The sequence below is a fragment of the Nocardioides sp. genome, assembly GCF_016462705.1.
GTDB lineage: Bacteria > Actinomycetota > Actinomycetes > Propionibacteriales > Nocardioidaceae > Nocardioides.
Genome location: NZ_JAEMSS010000219.1, coordinates 1 through 6,116 on the forward strand (window position 1 = coordinate 1; position 6,116 = coordinate 6,116).

Genomic DNA, 6,116 nt, shown 5'->3' on the forward strand with positions numbered 1-6,116 from the left:
CGGCGAGGTCATCGGCACGGTCGGCGCGACCGGCAACGTGACCGGCTCGCACCTGCACCTCGAGGTCCGCCCCGGCGGCGGCGACCCGGTCGACCCCTACGCCGCGATGCAGCAGCACGGCCTCTTCCGCTGACCAGCGCCCGGACGCCCAGTCGGCCCTGCTGCCCGTCAGTAACGACGACTCGACAGCGCGCACATCGACGACTCGGCTCTACTGCCCGTCGGTAACGACGACTCGGGGTGGTCTAGGCGTGGGTGCCGTGCTCGTGGGCAGCGTGCGACACGGCCTCGAACTGGATCGTCGAGTGCTCGACGTCGAACTCGTCGGCCAGGCACGCCTGGATCTCGTCGAGCATCCGGGCCAGGTGCCCGTCGTGGAAGCACGAGTCGTCGACGACCACGTGCGCGGTGAGCACGGGGAGGCCGGTCGCCACCTGCGACGCGTGCAGGTCGTGCACCTCGTGCACGTGCTCGGCGGTGAGCAGCCGGGCCCGCACCGCGTCGAGGTCGAGGCCCGGCGGGGTCGACTCGAGCAGGACGTGCGCGGTGTCCCGCAGCAGCCGGACCGTGCGGGGGACGATCAGGACACCGATCAGCAGCGACGCGAGGGCGTCCGCGCGCAGCCAGCCGGTCGTGGCGATGACGACCGCGGCCACCAGCACCGCCACCGAGCCCAGCGCGTCGTTGGCGACCTCCAGGAACGCCGCCCGCATGTTCATGTTGTCGGAGCGACCGCCCGCCAGCACGGCGAGACCGACCAGGTTGCCGGCCAGGCCGACGACCCCGAAGACCACCATGGCGGTCGAGGCCACCTCGGGAGGGGTGAACAGCCGCTGCACGCCCTCGACGAGCACGTAGACGCCCACCCCGAGCAGCAGTGCGGCCTGGGCCGCGGCTCCCAGGATCTCGGCGCGGCGGTAGCCCCAGGTGCGCACGGCGGTCGGCGGGCGGCGGGCGAGGGCCGCCGCGACCAGGCCCAGGGTCAGGCCGGCCACGTCGGTGAGCATGTGGGCGGCATCGGCGAGCAGCGCGAGGCTGCCGGAGACGACCGCACCGACGACCTCGACGACCAGCACCGACACCGTGATCGCGAGGACGACCGCGAGCCGGCCGCGGTGGTCGGCCGGCCCGGCGTGGGAGTGCCCGTGGTCAGCGCCCACAGCAGCCGTCCTCACCCGCGTCGTCCGCACCGGCGTCCGGTGAGGGGCCGGCGACGGGACCGCAGCAGGCGTCACCGCGCCAGGCGCCGAGCCCCTCCCTCAGCGCGACCCCCGCGATCACCAGGCCGGCCAGCGGGTCGGCCCAGGTCCACCCCAGCGTCGCGTTGAGCAGCAGCCCCACCAGCAGCGCGGCGGAGAGGTAGGTGCACAAGAGGGTCTGGGTCGAGTCGGCGACGACCGCACCCGACCCGAGCTCACGACCTGTCCGCCGTTGGGCCCAGGACAGGAACGGCATGACCACGAGCGACGCGGCGGCCAGCGCGATGCCGACCGTCGACGGCTCCGGGTCGTGACCGCCCACCAGCGCCCGCGCCGACTCGAACGCGACGTAGCCGGCGAGCACGAAAAACGAGACGGCCATCAGGCGCAGCGCTCGGCGCTCGCGCGACTCGGGCATCGGGTGGCGGAACTGCCACAGGACCACGAGCCCGCTCGACACCTCGACCGTCGAGTCGAGCCCGAACCCGACCAGCGCCACCGAGCCGGCGACGATGCCGGCGCTGATCGCGATGACGGCCTCGACGACGTTGTAGGACACCGAGGCCGCGGCCAGCAGCTGCGCCCGGCGGCCGAGCAGCCGACGGCGCCCGGCATCAGGGGTCAGCGCCGCGGCGGCCGAGACGCTCACGAGGCCGGCACCAGGGTGTCGACGCCGTAGGTCGGGCACAGCACGACCGCGTCGCCGGTGAGCTCGAGCAGCCGCTCGGCGGCGGACCACACCGCCATGAGTGCGTCGGCATGGCTGAGCGAGTAGACCGACGCCCGGCCCTCGGCGCGGGAGTCGACCAGGCCGCAGTCCTTGAGGCAGGCGAGGTGCTTGGACACGGTGCTCTGCGCCAGGCCGAGGTGGGCGGTCAGGTCGACGACCCGGTGCTCCCCGAGGGCGAGGTGACGCAGGATGGCGATCCGGTTCGGGTCGCTGAAGCCGTGGAACAGCGCCGCCGCGGGCAGGAGCCCGTCGTCCGAGACATTCATCGCCATACGGCGATGATATTGCCAACGAGCGTCAGGTTGTCAACCGGACCGCTGCTAGAGCTTCTCGACCGGGGCGTAGCGCAGCAGCAGCCGCTTGACGCCCTCGCTGCCGAAGTCGATGGAGGCCACGGCCTTCTCCCCCTCCCCCTCGGTCGCGACCACGGTGCCGAGGCCGAACGTGTCGTGCTGGACCCGGTCACCGGCCGCGAGCACGGGGATCGGGCGGGACGCCTTGGCCTTGCGCTGGGCGTCGGCCCGCGCGGCTGCCGCCGAGAAGTTGCGGCGGCCTCCCGCGGTCGGGGTCCCCAGTGCCGGACGGCGGTAGGAGTCACCACCACCCCCGGACCAGCCCGGCCGCTCCCAGACCGTCTGCTCCGCCTCGGTACGCCGCCAGTCGACCAGGTCGACGGGCAGCTCGTCGAGGAAGCGGGACGCCGGGTTGTGCGACGGCGCGCCCCAGGCGGACCGGACCAGCGCCCGCGACACGTAGAGCCGCTCGCGGGCCCGGGTCAGCCCGACGTAGGCGAGCCGGCGCTCCTCCTCGAGCTCGGGACGGTCGCCGAGCGAGCGGGAGTGCGGGAAGATCCCGTCCTCGAGGCCGGTGAGGAACACGACGGGGAACTCCAGCCCCTTGGCGGTGTGCAGGGTCATCAGCGTGACGACCCCGTCCTCGTCGTCCGGGATCTGGTCGGTGTCGGCGACCAGCGACACCCGCTCGAGGAAGTCCGCGAGGCCCGGCTCGACCAGCCCGGCGTCCACGTCGGTCGGGTCGGCCGACGGCCCCGCCACCGGGTCCTCGCTGAACTCGCGGGCGACGGCGACCAGCTCGGCGAGGTTCTCCTGCCGGGTCTCGTCCTGGGGGTCGGTGGACTCCTCCAGCGCCTTGAGGTAGCCGGAGCGCTCGAGGACGGTCTCCAGGACGACGTCGGCCCGCTCGCCCGCGTCGACCATCGACTGGAGCTCCTCGATCATGGCCACGAAGCCCTGCATCTGGACCAGCGACCGGGTGGCGATCCCGGGCGCCTCGTCGGACCGGCGCAGCGCCTCCCAGAAGGTCAGCCGCTCCTGCTCGGCGAACACCTGCACGCCGGCGATCGCGCGGTCGCCGATGCCACGCTTGGGGACGTTGATGATCCGGCGCAGCGAGATCTCGTCGGCGGGGTTGGCGAGCAGCCGGAGGTAGGCCAGGGCATCGCGGATCTCGCGCCGCTCGTAGAACCGGACGCCGCCGACCACGCGGTAGGGCTGGCCGGTCCTGATGAACGTCTCCTCGAACACCCGGGACTGCGCGTTGGTGCGGTAGAAGACGGCCACGTCGGCGGCCCGGACCTCCGCCTCCTTGCCGAGCGTGGTGATCTCGCCGGCCACGAACCGGGCCTCGTCGTGCTCGTCGTCGGCGACGTAGCCGACGATCCGCTCGCCGTCGCCGGCGTCGGACCAGAGCGTCTTGTCCTTGCGGCCCTCGTTGCGGCTGATCACCGCGTTGGCGGCGGTGAGGATCGTCTGGGTGGACCGGTAGTTCTGCTCGAGCAGGATCGTCCGGGCGTTGGGGAAGTCGTCCTCGAAGTCGAGGATGTTGCGGATACTGGCGCCCCGGAAGGCGTAGATCGACTGGTCGGCGTCGCCGACCACCATCAGCTCGGCGGGCTCGGCGCGCGGACCCTCCCGCTCCTCCAGGTCGGCGGCGCAGAGCTGGTGGATCAGTGCGTACTGCGCGTGGTTGGTGTCCTGGTACTCGTCGACGAGCACGTGCCGGAACCGGCGCCGGTAGGTCTCCAGGACGTCGGGGTACTCGGCGAACAGGTGCACGGTGAGCATGATCAGGTCGTCGAAGTCGAGCGCGTTGGCCTCGCGCAGGCGCCGTTGGTAGAGCGCGTACGCCGCGGCGTAGGCCTCGTCGAGCTTGGTCCGCGCCTCCTCGGCGGCGTCCTCGGCGTCGCGCAGCTCGTTCTTGTGGTTGGAGACCCAGTGCAGGAGAGCCCCCGCGGGGAACTTCTTGGCGTCGAGGTCGAGGTCGCCGGCGACCAGCGCCATCAGCCGCTTCTGGTCGGCGGCGTCGTAGATGGAGAACGACTTGCCGTAGCCCAGCCGCTCGATCTCCTTGCGCAGGATGCGGACGCAGGCGGAGTGGAACGTCGAGACCCACATCAACCGGGCCCGCCGGCCGACGAGGTCCTCGACCCGTTCCTTCATCTCGGCGGCGGCCTTGTTGGTGAAGGTGATCGCCAGGACCGAGCCGGGATGGGCGCCGCGCTCGGAGACGATCCAGGCGATCCGCCGGGTGAGCACCCGGGTCTTGCCCGACCCGGCGCCGGCCACCACCAGCAGCGGCGCGCCCTCGTGCACGACCGCGGCCCGCTGCGGCTCGTTGAGCCCCTCGAGCAGCTGGTCGCGGGACGGTCCGCCCCGCGTGGCCGGGGGTGGCTCGAGGCCCTCGAGGCCGGGGATCGCGTCGGTCGTCATGGTTCTCGGGGTCCCCGCGGACTCGTGCGCCGGAGGAGCGCAGCGGCGGAGGCGTGCGAGCTCGTGGGGTGTCTCATCGCGGGCTCAACCCTACGGGCGGGCACCCCCGGCGGTGAGGGTGCGCACCAGTACGTCGGCGAGCAGGGCGGCGTACTCCTCGGCGGTGTGGCCACGGGACGCGGACAGCCCGAAGACCTCCGGGCTGTTCAGCATCCAGACCAGGTCGGCGACGTCGTCGTCGGTGAGGTCCGCGCGCAGCTCACCGGTCGAGCGGAGGTCCGCCGCGAACAGGCGCATGTTGGCCGCCCGGCGCTCGCTGAGTTCCCGGTGCAGGGCCGCGCACGCCGGCTCGGTGGCCCCGGCCTCCCGCAGGGCGTTCATGATCGGCACCGTCCGGGGCAGGAACCGGGACAGGGCAGCGGTGTACGTCTCGATCTTGGCGGCGAGGGTCGGAGCCGACCGGATCGCGCCGACCCAGTCCCGCTGCTCGGCGGGCACCGGCGCGTCGCCCTCGGCGAGCGCCATGTCGTGCACCGCCAGCAGCAGCTCCGGCTTGCGGCCGACGCTGGCGTAGACCGTGTCGACGGAGACGCCCGCCCGCCGAGCGACCGCCTGGACCGAGGTGCCGCCGTAGCCCGCCTCCTCGAACAGGTCGCGCGCGGCCGCCAGGATCCCCCACCGCGTGCGCTCAGCCGCGGCCCGCCGCCGCGAGGCGTCGTACGGACGCTTGACCGGGCCGGACACGAGGCCTACGTTAGCAATCATCCGAAGGTCTTTCGGATCAATTAGGTGCGACGCACGAGCGAGGTGGTCCGAGTGTCCGAGGTCGTGATGCGCGAGCCGGGGACCGGCCGGGCGACATGGGCGATGCAGTCGTTGTTCGAGCACCTCCTCGAGCCGCACGAGAGCGCGGAGCTCGGCGTCGCGCTGGTGACCCAGCCGCCCGGCGTCGCCACGCCCCTGCATCGCCACGACCGGGAGGCGGAGGCGTTCTACGTCCTCGACGGCCGGCTCGACTACCAGGCCGGCGACGAGCTGTTCGAGCTGTACGCGGGCTGCTTCATCCACCTCCCCGCGCAGGTGCCGCACGCGTTCCGGATCCGGGGCGACTCCCCGGCCAGGTTCCTGGCCCTGACCGCGCCCGCGGGGCTGCTGCACCTCTACGACGAGGTCGGCATCCCGGCGACGGAGCGCCGGCTCCCGGGCGCCGACGGGCTCACGCCGGAGGTCGAGATCCCGAAGTGGGTCGAGGCCGCCCCGCGCTACGGCATGACGGTCGTGGGTCCCCCGATTCCCGAGTAGCCCCCGGAGGCGAGCCCTCCAGGCCGATCCGTCGAAGGGCGAGCGAGGGAGCGCAGCGACCGAGGCGAGCGATGGCGAGCGCAGCGAGCGCGCCCCGCGATCTGAGGTTCCCCCAGAACCGTGGAGGCGTCGAGAATGAGGATCGATGCCAGAGAC

At 72.8% G+C, this 6,116-nt stretch carries 7 protein-coding genes; 2 read left to right on the forward strand and 5 right to left on the reverse strand.

Annotated features, from left to right (window positions below):
- Nucleotides 1-10 precede the first annotated feature (10 nt).
- Complete coding sequence (locus tag JHD21_RS19715) at nucleotides 11-133, forward strand: hypothetical protein (RefSeq protein ID WP_292678761.1); 123 nt, start codon at nucleotides 11-13, stop codon at nucleotides 131-133.
- A 112-nt stretch (nucleotides 134-245) separates the two neighbouring features.
- Here JHD21_RS19715 and JHD21_RS19720 read toward each other — a convergent pair whose 3' ends face one another.
- The 5 genes from JHD21_RS19720 to JHD21_RS19740 all read right to left on the reverse strand — a co-directional run bounded on the left by JHD21_RS19720 (nucleotide 246) and on the right by JHD21_RS19740 (nucleotide 5,402).
- Nucleotides 246-1,160, reverse strand: coding sequence for a cation diffusion facilitator family transporter (locus tag JHD21_RS19720; protein WP_292678747.1), 915 nt, complete (start codon nucleotides 1,158-1,160; stop codon nucleotides 246-248).
- Entirely contained in the window at nucleotides 1,150-1,848 is a 699-nt protein-coding gene (locus JHD21_RS19725) for a cation transporter (RefSeq protein ID WP_292678750.1), read from the reverse strand. Before JHD21_RS19725 ends, JHD21_RS19720 begins: the two co-directional genes overlap by 11 nt.
- On the reverse strand, nucleotides 1,845-2,195 hold the full coding sequence (locus JHD21_RS19730; protein ID WP_292678763.1) for a metalloregulator ArsR/SmtB family transcription factor: 351 nt from the start codon (nucleotides 2,193-2,195) through the stop codon (nucleotides 1,845-1,847). The genes JHD21_RS19725 and JHD21_RS19730 overlap by 4 nt, the downstream gene beginning before the upstream one ends.
- A 54-nt stretch (nucleotides 2,196-2,249) precedes the next feature.
- Nucleotides 2,250-4,658, reverse strand: a complete 2,409-nt coding sequence (gene pcrA / locus JHD21_RS19735; RefSeq protein ID WP_292678753.1) for a DNA helicase PcrA — start codon at nucleotides 4,656-4,658, stop codon at nucleotides 2,250-2,252.
- Nucleotides 4,659-4,748: 90 nt separating this feature from the next.
- Nucleotides 4,749-5,402, reverse strand: a complete 654-nt coding sequence (locus tag JHD21_RS19740; protein ID WP_292678756.1) for a TetR/AcrR family transcriptional regulator — start codon at nucleotides 5,400-5,402, stop codon at nucleotides 4,749-4,751.
- Nucleotides 5,403-5,474: 72 nt separating this feature from the next.
- Here JHD21_RS19740 and JHD21_RS19745 point away from each other — a divergent pair, with 72 nt between their 5' ends.
- Complete coding sequence (locus JHD21_RS19745; RefSeq protein WP_292678759.1) at nucleotides 5,475-5,960, forward strand: cupin domain-containing protein; 486 nt, start codon at nucleotides 5,475-5,477, stop codon at nucleotides 5,958-5,960.
- The last annotated feature ends 156 nt before the right edge of the window (nucleotides 5,961-6,116 follow it).

Coding starts and splice junctions, on each gene's coding strand:
- JHD21_RS19730 (WP_292678763.1), bottom strand. CDS start 2,195: ATGAATGTCTCGGACGACGGGCTCCTGCCCGCGGCGGCGCTGTTCCAC.
- pcrA (WP_292678753.1), bottom strand. CDS start 4,658: ATGACGACCGACGCGATCCCCGGCCTCGAGGGCCTCGAGCCACCCCCG.